This is a genomic window from Streptomyces sp. NPDC052701 (genome assembly GCF_040678355.1).
In the GTDB taxonomy this organism is placed as follows: Bacteria; Actinomycetota; Actinomycetes; order Streptomycetales; family Streptomycetaceae; genus Streptomyces.
Genome location: NZ_JBFATO010000064.1, coordinates 1 through 15,865, shown reverse-complemented (window position 1 = coordinate 15,865; position 15,865 = coordinate 1). Strand labels below are relative to the sequence as shown.

Annotated in this window: 11 protein-coding genes; 9 read left to right on the top strand and 2 right to left on the bottom strand. The window is 74.8% G+C overall.

The window, feature by feature from the left end; translation table 11 throughout:
- A partial coding sequence (locus AB0L29_RS35160; protein ID WP_365833380.1) for a lytic polysaccharide monooxygenase occupies positions 1–710 on the bottom strand: 710 nt, incomplete at its 3' end.
- Between the two features lie 374 nt (positions 711–1,084).
- Here AB0L29_RS35160 and AB0L29_RS35155 point away from each other — a divergent pair.
- The 8 genes from AB0L29_RS35155 to AB0L29_RS35120 all read left to right on the top strand — a co-directional run bounded on the left by AB0L29_RS35155 (position 1,085) and on the right by AB0L29_RS35120 (position 12,742).
- Positions 1,085–2,896 (top strand): S8 family serine peptidase, encoded by a 1,812-nt coding sequence (locus AB0L29_RS35155; RefSeq protein WP_365833378.1) that lies wholly within the window; start codon positions 1,085–1,087, stop codon positions 2,894–2,896.
- A 292-nt stretch (positions 2,897–3,188) separates the two neighbouring features.
- Positions 3,189–3,836 carry a ScbR family autoregulator-binding transcription factor gene (locus AB0L29_RS35150; RefSeq protein WP_365833376.1) on the top strand — a complete coding sequence of 216 codons (648 nt, stop codon included), beginning with the start codon at positions 3,189–3,191 and terminating at the stop codon, positions 3,834–3,836.
- 91 nt (positions 3,837–3,927) lie between these two features.
- The gene (locus AB0L29_RS35145) at positions 3,928–5,106 is read left to right on the top strand and encodes a damage-control phosphatase ARMT1 family protein (RefSeq protein WP_365833374.1); all 1,179 of its coding nucleotides are present in this window, start codon (positions 3,928–3,930) and stop codon (positions 5,104–5,106) included.
- A gap of 203 nt (positions 5,107–5,309) precedes the next feature.
- Positions 5,310–7,493 (top strand): germacradienol/geosmin synthase Cyc2, encoded by a 2,184-nt coding sequence (gene cyc2, locus AB0L29_RS35140; RefSeq protein WP_365833372.1) that lies wholly within the window; start codon positions 5,310–5,312, stop codon positions 7,491–7,493.
- Between the two features lie 203 nt (positions 7,494–7,696).
- Positions 7,697–9,493, top strand: a complete 1,797-nt coding sequence (gene phsA, locus AB0L29_RS35135) for an O-aminophenol oxidase PhsA (RefSeq protein ID WP_365833384.1) — start codon at positions 7,697–7,699, stop codon at positions 9,491–9,493.
- Between the two features lie 289 nt (positions 9,494–9,782).
- A complete protein-coding gene (locus tag AB0L29_RS35130) occupies positions 9,783–10,388 on the top strand; it encodes a PDZ domain-containing protein (RefSeq protein ID WP_365833370.1) in 606 nt (201 codons plus the stop codon).
- A 157-nt stretch (positions 10,389–10,545) separates the two neighbouring features.
- Positions 10,546–11,673: an aminopeptidase P family protein gene (locus AB0L29_RS35125; protein ID WP_365833368.1), complete on the top strand. Its 1,128-nt coding sequence runs from the start codon at positions 10,546–10,548 to the stop codon at positions 11,671–11,673.
- 49 nt (positions 11,674–11,722) lie between these two features.
- Positions 11,723–12,742, top strand: coding sequence for an aminoglycoside phosphotransferase family protein (locus AB0L29_RS35120; RefSeq protein WP_365833382.1), 1,020 nt, complete (start codon positions 11,723–11,725; stop codon positions 12,740–12,742).
- 34 nt (positions 12,743–12,776) lie between these two features.
- Here AB0L29_RS35120 and treZ read toward each other — a convergent pair whose 3' ends face one another.
- Positions 12,777–14,522 carry a malto-oligosyltrehalose trehalohydrolase gene (treZ, locus tag AB0L29_RS35115; RefSeq protein WP_365833366.1) on the bottom strand — a complete coding sequence of 582 codons (1,746 nt, stop codon included), beginning with the start codon at positions 14,520–14,522 and terminating at the stop codon, positions 12,777–12,779.
- A 174-nt stretch (positions 14,523–14,696) separates the two neighbouring features.
- On the opposite strand from treZ, the gene AB0L29_RS35110 reads away from it, so the two are divergent.
- The gene (locus AB0L29_RS35110; protein WP_365833364.1) at positions 14,697–15,248 is read left to right on the top strand and encodes a DUF1707 and FHA domain-containing protein; all 552 of its coding nucleotides are present in this window, start codon (positions 14,697–14,699) and stop codon (positions 15,246–15,248) included.
- Positions 15,249–15,865 lie beyond the last annotated feature (617 nt).

The following is a 15,865-nucleotide window of genomic DNA, read 5'->3' as shown; positions in this document are numbered from 1 at the left end:
CCCGGCGGCGCCGACCGGGCGGCCCCGGCCGGGGAGGACGACGGCGAAGTCCCGGCCGCACCCTCCCGCCCGCCCGGGAACTCCACGTCGGAGCACGAGTAGTAGGTGTCCGGGGTGCTGCTGTTCTGCCACACCGTGTACAGCACGTGCCGCCCCCTCCGGTCGTCCGGCAGGGTCGCCGTGATGCGGTACGCGCCGTCGGCCGGCTCCGGGTCCCGGACCTGCGCGAAGGGCTTGCGCGGCAGGTCCGACCAGGTCAGCGGCCTGGTCGGGTCGTATCCGGGTTTCGTCAGGTACAGCCTGAAGGTGCCGGTGTGCGGAATCGTCGAGAGGTACGTCATCGTCAGGGTCCCGCCGGGCGCCAGCGGGGTCGACGGCCAGTCGGCGCGGGCGAGGTCCAGGCCCCGGTAGGCGGGCAGGCCCCCGCTGCACAGCCTGCCGTCGGGCACGACCTGCCGGTCCCTGCCGTGCACGCCCGCCACCCGCAGGTCGTCCCACGCCGCGAGGGGGGCGCCGTTGGCGGCGACGGCGGCGCGGCACGCCGCCGAACCGGCGCGGACACCGCCCTCCGGGGAGCAGGCCACCACCCGGCTCACCGGGTCGGTGGGCGCGCCGTGCGCGTGCGCCGGTCCCGCCGTCCACGGCGGCAGCAGGAACGGGGTCGTCAGGGCGGCCGCGAGGGCGGCGCGGTGGGCTCTCGTCCGGGGCATCCGTCGGCGTCTCCTCGGCCGGGGCGGGAACGGCGTGCTGCCGTGGGGGTACGGCAGGAGTACGGGAAACCGGCCCGGCGCGTTCAGGCCGCCACCGTCCCGGTCAAAGCGGTCCCTTCCCGGTCAACCGCCCTGCACCGAGGGTGGGTTTCCGGCCGGATCGAGGGTTTCCCCCGTATCCCGGTGACCTCGGCCTTGCCTATCGTTCCAGCACAGCTGACCCACCGGTAACCCCGAACGGGTCACCGCTCACGCCTGGCCGGCCATCGCCGACGCTTTTCGGTTCCCACCCCCCTCCGCTTCGAGGACGAAGCGAATCGACCGCCGCTCCGCGCTGCCCCACGGCCCGGAGCCACGGCACGAAAGGCAAGCCCTTGCGCACCTCCCCGAACTCCCCGGGCTCCTCGCCGAGACGGAAGCTGGTCTCCGTCGCGGCGGTCTCCGCCGCCCTCCTGACCGCCGCCACCGCCCAGGCCGCCGTCGCCCTGGAGTCCTCCGGCCCCGCCCCCGCCGTCCCTGCGGCCCAGGCCGAGGCCGCCCCCGGCGTCCCGGCCGAGCGGCTCATCGTCGGCTACAAGTCCGGTGCCGCCGAGGCCGAATCGAACCGGGCCGCCGCCGCCGACGCCGAGGCGAAGGCCGGCCGGACCGGTGAGGACGTCGACTTCCAGCGCCGCCTCGGCACCGGAGCCGCCCTCGTCGCCCTCGGCGGGAACGCCACCGGGAAGGACGTCGCCGACGTCCTGGCCGAGTACCGCGCCGACCCGCAGGTCGCCTACGCCGTACCGGACCGCCTGAACAAGCCGCTGGCCACCCCCGACGACACCGAGTACGCCAAGCAGTGGGACCTGTTCGAGTCCACCGCGGGCATGAACGTACCGGGCGCCTGGGACGTCACCACCGGCAGCGGCGTCACCGTCGCCGTCATCGACACCGGCTACGTCGCCCACTCCGACCTCGCCGCGAACGTCGTCGGCGGCTACGACTTCATCTCCGACACCGCGGTCTCCGTCGACGGCGACGGCCGCGACGGCAACCCGGCCGACCCGGGCGACTGGTACGCGGCGGGCGAGTGCGGCCAGCAGGCCGGCAGCGGCTCCTCCTGGCACGGCACCCACGTCGCGGGCACCATCGCCGCCGCCACGAACAACGGCAAGGGCGTCGCGGGCGTCGCCCACGGCGCGAAGATCTCCCCGCTGCGCGTCCTCGGCAAGTGCGGCGGCTACGACTCCGACATCATCGACGCCATCACCTGGGCGTCCGGCGGCACCGTCTCCGGCGTCCCCGCCAACACCAACGTCGCCAAGGTCGTCAACATGAGCCTCGGCGGGGGCGGCGCCTGCTCCACCGCCACCCAGAGCGCCATCAACGCCGCCGTCAACCGCGGCACCACGGTCGTCGTCGCGGCCGGCAACGAGAACCAGAACGCCGCCAACTCCTCCCCGGCCAACTGCAACAACGTCATCACGGTCGCCGCCACCAACCGTGCGGGCAGCCGCGCCTCCTACTCCAACTACGGCACGACCGTCGACATCGCCGCGCCCGGCGGCGAGACCCGCACCACCACGTCCAACGGCATCCTGTCCACGCTGAACTCCGGCACCAGGACGCCGTCGGCCGAGAACTACGCCTACTACCAGGGCACCAGCATGGCCACCCCGCACGTCGCGGGCCTGGCCGCCCTGATGAAGTCGGCCAACCCCGCCCTCACCCCGGCCCAGATCGAGTCCGCGATCAAGTCCAACGCCCGCGCCCTGCCCGGCACCTGCTCCGGCGGCTGCGGCGCGGGCCTGGCAGACGCCGCGAAGACCGTCCAGGCGGTCAGGGGCGGCACGTCCACCGGCACGACCTTCTCCAGCACCGGGGCGGTCGCCATCCCCGACGCCGGCGCGGCGATAGAGTCCCCGATCACCGTCGGCGGCCGCAGCGGCAACGCGCCCTCCGCCCTCCAGGTCGGGGTGGACATCACCCACACCTACCGCGGCGACCTCGTCATCGACCTGGTCGCGCCGGACGGTTCGGCGTACCGCCTGAAGTCCGCCAGTTCCTCGGACTCCGCGGACCACGTCACCACCACCTACACGGTGAACGCCTCCGGCGAGGCCGCCAACGGCACCTGGAAGCTGCGCGTGCAGGACACGGCGGCGCGGGACACCGGCACGCTCAACGGCTGGAGGCTCACCTTCTGACCCACGCGGGCGGAACGACTCACAAAGGCTGAACAGGTACTGCCACGAGCGGGCGGGCCGGCCGGTGCGGATGGGGCACCGGCCGGCCCGCCCTTTTTCGTCCCCCCGGAGCCCTCCCTTCAGATACCGAACGCGCTGTTTTCTTACGGCGCTTCCGTTTGTTTTGCCGGATCTGCACCGCAACTCCGGCACACTGGTGTGATGAACGCCGCCGTACGGTGAGTTATCGTGTACAGGCGGTAAAAACAAACGGCATGACCCGTTCCTTTCCGGTACCAGGAGAGTTCAGTCGATGGCGAGGCAGTTACGAGCCGAGCAGACCCGGGCGACGATCATCGCGGCCGCCGCCGACCTGTTCGACCGCCACGGCTACGAATCGACCAGTCTCAGCGACATCGTCGAGCACGCCCGTGTCACCAAAGGAGCCCTCTACTTCCACTTCGCGGCGAAGGAAGACCTCGCGCAGGCGATCCTGGAGCTGCAGTCCGACACCTGCCGCCGGCTGGCGCGGGAGACCGACAGCCGGGGCTACTCCTCCCTGGAGGCGCTGATGCGCCTCACCTTCGGCGTCGTCCGCCTCTCCGTCGAGGACCCGGTCCTGCGGGGCGGCCTCCGGCTCGCCACCGGCGGAGTGCGGGTGCGGCCGCCGCTGCGGCACCCGTTCACCGAGTGGCTGGACATCGTCACCACCCGGCTCCTCGGCGCGGTCAAGGAGTCCGACGTCCCCCCGGACACCGATGTCGACGCCGTCGCCCACTCCCTCGTCTGCTTCTTCGTCGGCACCCGTGTGGTGGGCCGCTCGCGCGAACCCGTCACCCGGCAGCCCCGCCGGCTGGCCGAGATGTGGCAGATACTCATCCGCGGCCTGGTCCCGGTGACCCGGCGGGCCCGCTACCTCAGCCTCGCCGCCCGCCTGGAGCGGGAGATCGCACCGGTCTGACGGACCAAAAGGCACCGGCGGACCGCGGTGCGGGAGGACGCGCGGGCGCCGGCGGCCGGACGGGCCCGGGCCGCGCGCTACGGTGAGCCGCATGCCCGACACCCCCTGCGCCCCCGTGATCCTCGGCAACGAACCGGGCTCCTTCCCCCACGGCGTGCTCGCCGAGCGGCACCCCGCGATCATCCGGCAGGTGCGCGAGGCCTTCCCGTACGGCCCCGGGCAGCACCGCGCCCTCGACGCGCTGCTCGCGAACTGCGCCGGGGGAGGCATCGAACCCCTCCCCGCCGACGCGCACGACCGGGACCTCTGGGAGAGCTGGGGGATGCCCGGACACGTCGGCCGGTCCTGGTTCGACGTGCCCTGGCTCTGGGCGGAGAGCTACTTCTACCGCCGGCTCCTGCACGCCGTCGGCTACTTCACCCCCGGTCCCTGGCAGGGCATCGACCCCTTCCGCCCCTTCAAACAGGCCGAGCTCGACGCCCCCGGGACGGACCGGGAACTGGCCGCCCTCGACGACCTCGCCGGCCGGCCCGCCGAGGAACAGGGGCGGGCCCTGCTGCACGGCTCCCTGTGGGGCAACCGCGCGGACCTCGGCTTCCGCCTCTCCACCGGGGAAGCCCGGGCCGCGGCCGCCGCCCCCGGCCTGGTCGCCGACGACAGCGACGCCCTCTGGACGCTGCTCGACACCTCCGGCACCGGCACGCTGTGCCTGGTCGCCGACAACGCGGGCCGCGAACTCGTCCCCGACCTGCTGCTCGTCTCCCACCTGCTGGCCCACGGGCACGTCGGCCGGGCCGTCCTGCACGTCAAGCCGTACCCGTACTACGTCTCCGACGCCACCACCGCCGACGTGGTCGACGCGCTGCGCCGGCTGGTCCGCGCCGGGGGAGCGGCCGCCGGCCACGGGCGCCTGCTGTGGTCCGCCATGGCCGACGGCCGCCTCGCCGTGCGCGCCCACCCCTTCTCCTGCGCCCCGCTGCCCTACCGGGACATGCCCCGCGACCTGCGCGAGGAGTTCGCCTCCGCCGCGGTCACCGTGGTCAAGGGCGACCTCAACTACCGCCGTCTGGTGGGCGACCGGCAGTGGCCCGCGACCACGCCGTTCGCGGACGTCACCGCTCGTTTCCCCGGCCCGGTCGCCGCCCTGCGCACGCTGAAGTCCGACGTGATCACCGGCCTCGACGCGCGCACCGAGGCCGCGCTGGTGGCGCGGGAGGGGCAGCGGTGGCGCACCGCGGGCACGCACGCGCTGATCCAGGTGCGGGCGTGAGCACCGCCGCCGGTCACCCCACCGGCCCGCCGCGGCCGGCGCGGGGGTGGCGGGCGGCCACCTCGTCGCCAGGCCCGGGACTCCGCGGAGTCCACGGCGCCGCGGACGGGGGCGGGAGGGGCCGCGCGCTCCCGGTTCACGCGATGGTGTGATCATGTCCGGCCCGGCGGATGCCGCCGCGGGCCCCCGGGTAGGGCCCGGCCATGACGCAGCCGTTCGAACTCCCGCACTTCTACATGCCGCACCCCGCGCGGCTGAACCCGCATGTCGAGCAGGCCCGGGCGCACTCGACCGCGTGGGCGCGCGAGATGGGCATGCTGGAGGGCTCCGGGGTCTGGGAGCAGGCCGACCTCGACGCGCACGACTACGGTCTGCTCTGCGCCTACACCCATCCCGACTGCGACGGACCCGACCTCTGCCTGATCACCGACTGGTACGTCTGGGTCTTCTTCTTCGACGACCACTTCCTGGAGAGGTACAAGCGCTCCCAGGACCGCGCCGCCGGCAAGGCCCACCTGGACCGGCTGCCCCTGTTCATGCCACCGGACCCGGCCACCGCCGTGCCGGAGCCGGAGAACCCGGTCGAGGCGGGCCTGGCCGACCTGTGGGCGCGCACGGTGCCGAAGATGTCCGCCGGCTGGCGCCGCCGCTTCGCGGTGGCCACCGAGCACCTCCTCAACGAGTCCCTGTGGGAGCTGTCCAACATCAACGAGGGGCGGATCGCCAACCCCGTCGAGTACATCGAGATGCGCCGCAAGGTGGGCGGCGCGCCCTGGTCGGCGGGGCTCGTCGAGTACGCCACCGCCGAGGTGCCCGCCGCCGTGGCCGGGTCCAGGCCCCTCAGGGTGCTGATGGAGACGTTCTCCGACGCGGTCCACCTGCGCAACGACCTGTTCTCCTACCAGCGGGAGGTCGAGGACGAGGGGGAGAACAGCAACGGCGTGCTCGTCCTGGAGACCTTCTTCGGCTGCACCACCCAGGAGGCCGCCGACACCGTCAACGACATCCTCACCTCCCGGCTCCACCAGTTCGAGCACACGGCGTTCACCGAAGTGCCCGCCCTCGCCCTGGAGAAGGGCCTCGCCCCGGACGAGGTGGCGGCCGTGGCGGCGTACGCCAAGGGCCTGCAGGACTGGCAGTCCGGCGGCCACGAATGGCACCTGCGCTCCAGCCGCTACATGAACGGGAACGCGCGCGGTGCCCGGCCCTGGCCGGGGGCCGGCGGCCCCGGCACCTCCGCGGCCGACGTGCGCGCGCTGCTCGCCTCGGCCGGCGCCGGAAGGCTGCGGGCCTACACGCATGTGCCGTACCGGAAGGTCGGGCCGTCCCTGATCCCCGACATCCGCATGCCGTTCCGGCTGGAGCTCAGCCCGCACCTGGACACCGCCCGCCGCGGCCTCACCGACTGGACGCGCCGCATGGGCATGCTCAGCGAGGGCGTCTGGGACGAGGACAAGCTCGCCGCCAACGACCTGGCGCTGTGCTCGGCGGGCCTCGACCCGGACGCCACCCCCGAAGCCCTCGACCTCAGCGCGCACTGGCTCGCCTGGGGCACCTACGGCGACGACTACTACCCGCTCGTCCACGGCCACCGCCGCGACCTGGCCGCCGCCCGGCTGACCACGGCCCGCCTGTCCGACTGCATGCCCGTCGACGGGCGGGAGGCACCCGTCCCGGCCAACGCCATGGAGCGCGGCCTGATCGACCTGTGGGCCCGCACGACCGCCGGCATGACACCCGGCCAGCGGCGCACGCTGAAGGACGCGGTGAACGTGATGACCGAGGCCTGGGTGTGGGAGCTGTCCAACCAGCTCCAGAACCGCGTCCCCGACCCGGTCGACTACCTGGAGATGCGCCGCCGGACCTTCGGCTCCGACCTGACGCTGAGCCTGTGCCGGATGGGCCACGGCCCGGCCGTCCCGCCCGAGGTCTACCGCAGCGGCCCCGTCCGCTCCCTGGAGAACGCCGCCATCGACTACGCCTGCCTGCTCAACGACGTCTTCTCGTACCAGAAGGAGATCGAGTACGAGGGCGAGATCCACAACGCGATCCTCGTCGTGCAGAACTTCTTCGGCTGCGACTACCCGGCCGCCCTCGGCGTCGTCCACGACCTGATGGACCAGCGCATGCGCCAGTTCGAGCATGTCGTAGAGCACGAACTGCCCGTGCTCTACGAGGACTTCCAGCTCCCGGAGGAGGCGCGGGCGATCATGCGGGAGTACGTGGCGGACCTGCAGAACTGGATGGCCGGCATCCTGAACTGGCACCGGTCCGTGGACCGTTACAAGGCCGGGTACCTCGCCCGCCGCACCCACGGCTTCCTTCCGGACCGGCCGCCCGCCCGCCCCCTCCTCCCCGCTCCCCCCGGCCTCCCGGTGGCCCGCTGACGCGGATCCCGGGCTTCCGCCTCTTTTTGGGCGGAATGGGACATTCCCGGAACTGCGGCCGGGTTCCGGGAGTCCTTCCGGACACGGGGGACACACGGAACGGAACACACGGGGGTGTTCGTACAGTGACCGACATCATCGAGAGGACCACGGACGACGGCACGGAGGGGCCCGCACCGGCCGCGGCGGAACTGACGCCGTACATGGCGCCGCTGACCGTCCCGCCCGTCCTGCGCCCGGCGTCCGGCGACGTCCTGCGCGAGACCGAGATCGCCCTGCGCCCCACCTGGGTGCGCCTGCACCCGCAGCTCCCGCCCACCCTGATGTGGGGCTACGACGGCCAGGTGCCGGGCCCGACCATCGAGGTGCGGCGCGGGCAGCGGGTCCGCATCGCCTGGACCAACCGCATTCCCGAGGACGGCGAGTACCCGGTCACCTCCGTCGAGGTGCGGCTGCGCACCGACGGCCGCCCGCAGGCCACCACGGAACCCGGCCGCGAGGGCGTCGAACCGAACAAGGACGTGGCGGCCCTGCCCGCCTGGTCGGTGACCCACCTGCACGGCGCCCAGACGGGCGGCGGCAACGACGGCTGGGCGGACAACGCGGTCGGCCCCGGCGACGCCCAGCTCTCCGAGTACCCGAACGACCACGCGGCGGTGCAGTGGTGGTACCACGACCACGCCATGAACATCACCCGGTGGAACGTGATGACGGGCCTGTACGGCACCTACCTCGTCCGCGACGACGAGGAGGACGCCCTGCACCTGCCGGGCGGGCGGCGCGAGATCCCGCTGCTGCTCGCCGACCGCAACCTCGACACCGACGAGGACGGCCGCCTCAACGGCCGGCTGCTGCACAAGACGGTGATCGTCCAGGAGAAGAACCCGGAGACGGGCAAGCCGGTCTCGCTGCCCTTCACCGGCCCGTACACCACGGTCAACGGCCGCATCTGGCCGTACGCCGACGTCGACGACGCCTGGTACCGCTTCCGGCTGGTCAACGCCTCCAACGCGCGCATCTACCAGCTGGTCCTCGTCGACGAGGACGACAACCCGGTGCCGGGCGTCGTCCACCAGATCGGCAGCGACGGCGGGCTGCTGCCGCGGCCCGTCCCGGTCGGCTTCGACGGGGAGCTGCCCGCCCTGACCGCGGCGCCGGCCGAGCGCTTCGACCTGCTCGTCGACTTCCGGGGGCTGGCGGGCCGCCGGCTGCGCCTGGTCGACAAGGGCCGCAACCAGCCGCCGGGCGTGCCCGACCCGGCGGGGGACGTGCCCTACCCGGACGTGATGGAGTTCCGGGTCCGGGAGACCCGCGAGCCGGACACCTTCGAGCTGCCCCGGGTGCTGTCCGGCTCCTTCCGCCGGCTCACCCACGCCGTCCCCCACGGCCACCGCCTGGTCGTCCTCACCCCGCCCGGCACCAAGGGCGCGGGCGGGCACCCGGAGATGTGGGAGATGACCGAGGTCACGAACCCGGGCGACCTCCGGGTCCCCACCGACGGCGTCATCCAGATCACCGGCCCGGACGGGAGGACCAGGACGTACCGGCGCACGGCGCGGACGTTCAACGACGCCCTCGGCTACACCGTCGCGGAGGGCAGTCACGAGCAGTGGAGCTTCCTCAACCTGGCGCCGATCGTGCACCCGATGCACATCCACCTGGCCGACTTCCAGCTGCTGGGCCGTGACGCCTACGACGTCTCGGGCTTCGACCCGGCGGTGGGCGGCACCCTCGGCCCGATCCGCTACGACGCCGGCACGTCGATCCCCCTGGCACCCAACGAGCTCGGCTGGAAGGACACCTTCAGGGTGCCCGGCAACCAGATGCTGCGCGTCATGGGCAGGTTCGACGGCGCGTACGGCCGGTTCATGTACCACTGCCACCTGCTGGAGCACGAGGACATGGGCATGATGCGGCCCTTCGTCGTCATGCCGCCCGAGGCGCTGAGGTTCGACCACGGCGGGGGACACGGCGGCCACGGGGAGGGGCACACGGGCTGACCCGGACGGTCGCGCGGCCGATCACGGACGATCGTGCGACCGGTCCCGGTCGGTCGTGCGGCCGGTCCCGGTACCTCCGCCCGGGCGGGCCCCGCCCGTCCTCGTGCTCGCCCGCACCCGGCGCCCGCACCCGGCGCCCGCACCCGGCCGCCGGGGCGCGGGCGCGTGCCGTCGCCGGACGGCTCCGCGCGGCACCCGTGGCTTCCCGTTCCCGGCCACCGGTCAGTCTCACTCGTTCGTGGCTCGTCGCGTACCGGTGCGCCGGGTAGAGCACCAACCGGAGGCGATCATGGAACAGGCAGCGTTGCGACCCAAGCGGATGCCCGGCCAGGACCCCGGCGGTACCGCTCCCGGCACGGGCACGGGCACCGGCATCCGTGCCGACGGGCCCCGCCACCCCGTCCGGCGGCGTCCGCACCCCGGGCGGCGGCGCGGCCGGCGGCTCGCGGGCGTGCTGCTCGCCGTGCTGGCCGGGACGGTCCTGCTGCTGTCCGGGATCGGTCTGGGGGCGGTGGGCGCCACGGTGACCGGTACGAGCCGGTTCGCCGGACCGCAGCCGCGGACGGACCGGCCGGCCGCCCCGGACCCCTCGGCCCGCCCCTCCCCGCCGGCCCCCTCGCCCGCGCCCGTCCGCGCGACCCTCGGCGTGGAGGTCGCGGACGCCGGGAAGCCGGGGGCCCTGGTCGTCGCCGTCCACGTCCCCGGGCCCGGCTTCTCGGCGGGCCTGGTGCGAGGCGACGTCCTGCTGGTCTTCGGCGGGACCCGCATCGACTCGGCCGCCGACCTGGCCCGTGCGGTGGCCGCCGCCCGCCCCGGCAGGGCGGCCGAGCTGACCGTCCGCCACCGCGGCGGCGGCCACCGGCGGCTGACGGTCGTGCCGGGCATCGTCACGTGACCGCCCGGAAGCGGCCCGCCGGCCGTCCGGCGCCGCCCGGCACACGGAAGACGGCCACGACGGGGAGGTCCGGGCGAAGACGGCGGACCGGCTCGCACCGCCCCTCTCGGCCGGGCAGGATGCTGCCCGTAGGCTCTTCGCCGTCCTGGAGGCCCGGATGACCGGTACCGCGCTCGCGCCCTTCACCGCCGACGACTACCGGGTCCGCAGGGAGCGCGCCGCGCGGGCGGCCGCCGAGGCGGGACTCGCCGGGCTGCTGGTGGCGCCGGGGCCGGACCTGGTGTGGCTCACCGGGTACGCCCCGACCGCCGTCACCGAACGCCTCACCCTGCTGGTGCTCGCCGCCGGACAGGACCCCGTCCTCGTCGTCCCCACCCTGGAGGCACCGGACGCGCGGCACGCGGTGGGCGAGGCCGCCCTGACCGTGCGCGACTGGGCCGACGGCAAGGACCCCTACGCCGCCACCGCCCGGCTCCTCGACGGCTCGGGCCGCTACGGCATCAGCGACAACACCTGGGCCCTGCACCTGCTGGGCCTGCAGAAGGCGCTGCCCGGCACGTCCTACGCCGCCCTCACCGAGGCCCTGCCCATGCTGCGCGCCGTCAAGGACGCGGCGGAACTGGAACTCCTCGCGGCGGCGGGAGCGGCCGCCGACCGGGCGTTCGAGGAGATCCGGAAGGTCGCGTTCGCCGGCCGCCGGGAGTCCGACGTGGCCGCCGACCTCGCCGGACTGCTGCGCCGGTCCGGGCACGGCCGGGTCGACTTCACGATCGTCGCCTCCGGCCCGAACGGCGCCGACCCGCACCACGAGGCGGGCGACCGCGTCATCGCCCACGGCGACATGGTCGTCCTCGACTTCGGCGGCCTGAAGGACGGCTACGGCTCCGACACCTCCCGCACCGTCCACGTCGGCGAACCGACGCCCGAGGAGCGCCGGGTCCACGCCGTCGTGCGCGAGGCGCAGCAGGCCGGCTACGAGGCGGTGCGGCCGGGCGCCGCCTGCCAGGAGGTCGACCGGGCCGCCCGCGCGGTCATCGCCGACGCCGGGTACGGCGAGTACTTCGTCCACCGCACCGGGCACGGCATCGGCGTCACCACCCACGAGCCGCCGTACATGATCGAGGGGGAGGAGCAGCCCCTCGTGCCCGGCATGTGCTTCTCCGTGGAACCCGGCATCTACCTGCCCGGCCGTTTCGGGGTGCGCATCGAGGACATCGTGGCCGTGACCGAGGACGGCGGACGGCGCCTGAACACCACCACCCGCGAGATGGTCATAGTGGAGTGAGCGGCCCCCGATGACCCCACCACGCCTCCCGAACGGCAACGGCACGACCATGACCCAGGCACCGACACCCACCGCGGACACCGTCCGCCGCCTCGTGCGCTCCCTGCTCAAGGACGGCAGGGACGGCAGGAACGGCAAGGAGGCCGGTGGGAGCGGTGGGAGCGGCGGGAGCGGCAAGGAGGGCGGGGGCGGCGCGGACACCGCCGCGGGCCCCGACGTCCGGCCCGTCGCCGAGGACGCCGGGCACGCCACCTGGTGGGTCGGCACCCGCCACGTGCTGCGCCTCGCCCCCGACCGTGAGGCCGCCGTCCGCCGGCGCCGCGAACTGCGGCTGCGCGACCTGGTCCGCCCGCACGTGCCGGTCGCGGTGCCGGTCAGCGTCGCGCACGGCGAGTGGGCGCCGGGGCTGACCTACACCCTGGACGCCAGGGTGCCCGGCGGGTCCGGGGAGCGGCACGACGTGTCGGCCGTCGGCGAGGCCGACCTGGCCGGGCTGCTCACCGGGCTGCGCGAGGTGCCGGTCCGGCAGGCGGAGGCCCTCGGTGTGCCGCGCGTCGCCCCGCGCTCCCTGGAAGGGCTGCGGCGGGCCGCCGTGGCGGCGGCCCGCCGCCTGGCCGAGGCCGACGAGTTCGACCCGGCGCGCCTGGCCCGGCTCGCCCCGCCCGCCGCCGTCCGGCTCGCCGCCCAGCCGGGCGCGGCGGTCCTCGTCCACCACGCCCTCACCGGCGACCACCTCGTGGTCGGCGCCGACGGCCGGGTGCGCGGCGTGCTCGGCTGGGCCGACGCGGTCCTCGGCGACCCCGCCGAGGACATCGCGGGCCTCGCCCGCGCCGTCGGCGCACCGGCCGCCGTCCGCGCCGCCACGCTGGCCGGCTACGGCGCCCGCCCCTGCCTGCGCGGCCTGTGGCTGGCCCGCTGCGACACCGTCCTCCACCTCGCCGAGGCCCTCGGGGGCCGCGGCCCGGACCCCCTGCCCCTGCTGCGCACCCGGCTGGGCCGCGCCTGGGAGGCGATCCTGCTGGAACGGGTGACGGACCTGCGGGGCGGGGACGCGGAGGAGGCGCCGTAGCCGAACGGTGCGCCGGCGCGGGGCCGCCCGCCGCTCACGCCTGCGCGAGCACCACGCCCGACTCCCCGGGCACGCGCAGGACGCCGTCCGCGCCGGGGGCCTCGACGGGCTCCCACGCGGCGAGCACGCGCGCGTGGGGGGCGCCGAGGGGGATCGCGGCCGGCTGCCCGGCGAGGTTCACGGCGACGAAGACGTCCCCGCGCCGGAAGGCGATCCAGCGCTGGTCCTCGTCGTGGGCCACCTTGGTGTCGCCGAGGTCGGGATCGGTGAGGTCCGGCAGTTCGTGGCGCAGCGCGAGCAGCCGCCGGTACCAGGCCAGCACGCGTGCGTGGGGCTCGCGCTCCGGCTCGGACCAGTCCAGGCAGGACCGGTCGCGGGTGGCCGGGTCCTGGGGGTCGGGGACGTCCTCCTCCTTCCAGCCGTGCGCGGCGAACTCCCGCCGCCTGCCGCGCCGTACCGCCTCCGCGAGTTCGGGGTCGGTGTGGTCGGTGAAGAACTGCCACGGCGTGCCCGCCGCCCACTCCTCGCCCATGAAGAGCATCGGTGTGAAGGGCGCCGTCAGGACCAGGGTGGCCGCGCAGGCCAGCAGCCCGGGGGAGACCAGGGCCGACAGGCGGTCGCCCTGGGCGCGGTTGCCGACCTGGTCGTGGGTCTGGCTGTAGCCGAGCAGCCGGTGCGCGGCCACGCGCGTACGGTCCAGGGGGCGGCCGTGGCGCCGGCCCCGGAAGCTCGAGTACGTCCCGTCGTGGAAGTAGCCCCCGGTGAGCGTCTTGGCGAGCGCGGCGAGCGGCGCGCGGGCGAAGTCGGCGTAGTAGCCCTGCGACTCGCCGGTCACCGCGGTGTGCAACGCGTGGTGGAAGTCGTCGTTCCACTGGGCGTCCAGCCCGAGGCCGCCCTCCTCGCGCGGGGTGATGAGCCGCGGGTCGTTCAGGTCCGACTCGGCGACCAGGAACAGCGGCCGGCCCACCTCGGCGGCCAGCGCGTCCACGGCCGCCGACAGCTCCTCCAGGAAGTGGCACGCGCGGGTGTCCACCAGCGCGTGCACCGCGTCCAGGCGCAGCCCGTCGATCCGGTAGTCGCGCAGCCACGCCAGCGCGCTGCCGATCAGGAACGCGCGCACCTCGTCCGAGCCGGGGGCGTCCAGGTTGACCGCGGCCCCCCAGGGGGTGTGGTGGGTGTCCGTCAGGTAGGGCCCGAAGACGGGCAGGTAGTTGCCGGACGGCCCGAAGTGGTTGTGGACCACGTCGAGCACGACGCCGAGCCCGAGTCCATGGGCCCGGTCGACGAAGCGCTTCAGCCCCTCGGGCCCGCCGTACGGCTCGTGCACCGCCCACAGCGACACCCCCTCGTACCCCCAGCCGTGCGTGCCCGGGAAGGGGCACAGGGGCATCAACTCGACATGGGTGACGCCGAGTTCGACGAGGTGGCCGAGGCGCTCGGCGGCCGCGTCCAGGGTGCCCTCACGGGTGTACGTGCCCACGTGCAGCTCGTACAGCACCGCGCCGGCCGACGGCCGTCCGGACCACTCGGACCGCCAGGCGTACCTTGCGTGGTCGACGACCGCGCTCAGCCCGTCCGGGCCGTCCGGCTGCCGGCGCGAGCGCGGGTCGGGCAGGACGGGGCCGTCGTCCAGCGCGAACCCGTACCGGGAGCCGTCGTGCGCCTCGGCCTCCCCCCGCCACCATCCCTCCCGCTCGGGATCGCGTTCCAACGCGCGTGTGACGCCGTCGCACTCAAGCGTCACACGGCCGGCCTGTGGTGCCCACACCTCGAACTGCACGGACGGTTCCCCTTCGTCTGCTCACCGTGATGTAGCCCGTCCATGGTGCGTCATACGCGATCAATCCGCTTCCGGATCCTCCCTTTTGCGGTGGGTGTCACGCCCGGTACGCGCGTGCGGCGGCCGTTTCCCGTTTCCTGGACACCCGGGGTTCACTGACCGACAATTTCGTGCGTGACGTCGTCTTTCGAGTTCAACACGTACCCCGCGCGGCTCTCCGACGCGGAGCGCGACAGGGCGTTGAAGGTGCTCCGGGACGGCGTCGCCGTGGGCCGGCTGTCCCACGACACGTTCGTCCACCGCATGGAGCTGGCGCTCGCCGCCCGCCACCCGGACGAGCTCGCCGCGCTCACCGCCGACCTGCCCACGGAGAACCGGTTCGCGCGTCTGGTGTTCGGCACCGTCGAGGCGGTCTCCGGGTTCACGGTCCGGCTGCGCAGCGCCTGGCGGGCCGAGCGGCTGCCCAAGCTGCTGCTGCCCCACGCGGCGAACGGCCATCCGCTGCGCATCGGCCGCGACCCCGCGAGCGGGCTGCGGCTCACCCACGAGACGGTCTCCCGCGTGCACGCCGAGCTCCGCCGGCAGGGCGGTCTGTGGGTGCTGCGGGACCTCGGCTCGACCAACGGCACGACGGTGAACGGGCGGCGGGTGGTGGGCGCGGCCGTCGTCCGCGAGGGCGACCAGGTCGGCTTCGGGCGGATGCTGTTCCGGCTCGCGGCGCGCTGAGCGGAACCACGCTCGGGGCCGGGCCTCACCCTCCGTGAGCCCGGTCGTCGTCCTGCACGGCCCCGCCCGTCGCGGTGGTGGTGCTCCCCGCGGGGCGTGACCGGCCGCGCGTACGCCCTGCACGCCGGGCGAGCCCAGGGCGCGGCCTCGCGCGGGTGCGCCCTGCCACGCCTCCCGCGTCACCCCGCCGTGCACGAGCCGGGGCCCGGGCCGCCGCTCCCGACGCCGGGCACCCCCGGACACCGGGCACCCCCGGACACCGGGCATCTCCGGGACACCGGGCGTCCCCGGGACGTCCGGCACCCCCGGGACGTCCGGCACCCGCGGGACGTCCGGCACCCCGGGGCGCCCGGCTGAGCCGGGTCGGCACCTCTCGCGCGCCGCGCGCCGGCCACGGCCCGGCCGGCGCGCCGCTCGAACCCGACCGGCTCGTCGGCGCCCGGTGCGCCGGCCACCGCGCCCGCCGCGGCGCGTGCCGGGTTCCGGCCGCCCGCCGGTGCGGGTACCAGGCGCGCGTGCCGCGCTGAAGTCGCTGGGGGAGGAACTGAGCGGGCTGCGGTGCGTCCACCTCGACCTCGACCCGCACGGCGAGCAGGACCCGCTGCCCGTGCTGCTGG

Coding starts and splice junctions, on each gene's coding strand:
- AB0L29_RS35150 (WP_365833376.1), top strand. CDS start 3,189: ATGGCGAGGCAGTTACGAGCCGAGCAGACCCGGGCGACGATCATCGCG.
- AB0L29_RS35145 (WP_365833374.1), top strand. CDS start 3,928: ATGCCCGACACCCCCTGCGCCCCCGTGATCCTCGGCAACGAACCGGGC.
- cyc2 (WP_365833372.1), top strand. CDS start 5,310: ATGACGCAGCCGTTCGAACTCCCGCACTTCTACATGCCGCACCCCGCG.
- phsA (WP_365833384.1), top strand. CDS start 7,697: ATGGCGCCGCTGACCGTCCCGCCCGTCCTGCGCCCGGCGTCCGGCGAC.
- AB0L29_RS35130 (WP_365833370.1), top strand. CDS start 9,783: ATGGAACAGGCAGCGTTGCGACCCAAGCGGATGCCCGGCCAGGACCCC.
- AB0L29_RS35125 (WP_365833368.1), top strand. CDS start 10,546: ATGACCGGTACCGCGCTCGCGCCCTTCACCGCCGACGACTACCGGGTC.
- AB0L29_RS35120 (WP_365833382.1), top strand. CDS start 11,723: ATGACCCAGGCACCGACACCCACCGCGGACACCGTCCGCCGCCTCGTG.